We start from the raw sequence: 359 nt of genomic DNA, 5'->3' as shown, positions 1-359 counted from the left end.
GGGGCGTTCGGGCAGTGGGCCGAGGCGACGGACGGGGGACGGCGGCCGTCGGGCATCGTGGAGCCGGAGCCGGAGCCGGAGCCGGAGCCGGAGCCGGAGCGCGTCGCGGCTGGGCCGGGTGCGGGCGGGATGCGGTTGGTGCCGGACCGTGTCGAGGGGATGGGGCTGGCGTCCCTGACCTCGGAGTATCAGCGGATCATGGAGATCGTGGCCGGGGCCGACTCCTCGTCCGAGGCGTAGCGTTGACCGCCTGAACCCGCACCGATGAGAGGGCGCAAGCGTCCTGCGAGCAACCGCGCGGTCCTGCCAGGGACTGAGAGCCCGGTGTCTATACCTTGCTCGCAACCACCATGTAGTTC

1 pseudogene is annotated in these 359 nt (G+C 71.9%); it reads left to right on the top strand.

The annotated features are described in order from the left end of the window. Positions 1 to 240 (top strand): annotated as a pseudogene (locus tag TN53_RS43075) (hypothetical protein); the annotation flags it as partial. Between the last annotated feature and the right edge of the window lie 119 nt (positions 241 to 359).

Origin of the sequence: Streptomyces sp. WM6386 (genome assembly GCF_000972385.1) — a bacterium.
In the GTDB taxonomy this organism is placed as follows: Bacteria; Actinomycetota; Actinomycetes; order Streptomycetales; family Streptomycetaceae; genus Streptomyces.
This window is presented reverse-complemented; position numbering and strand designations above follow the sequence as displayed.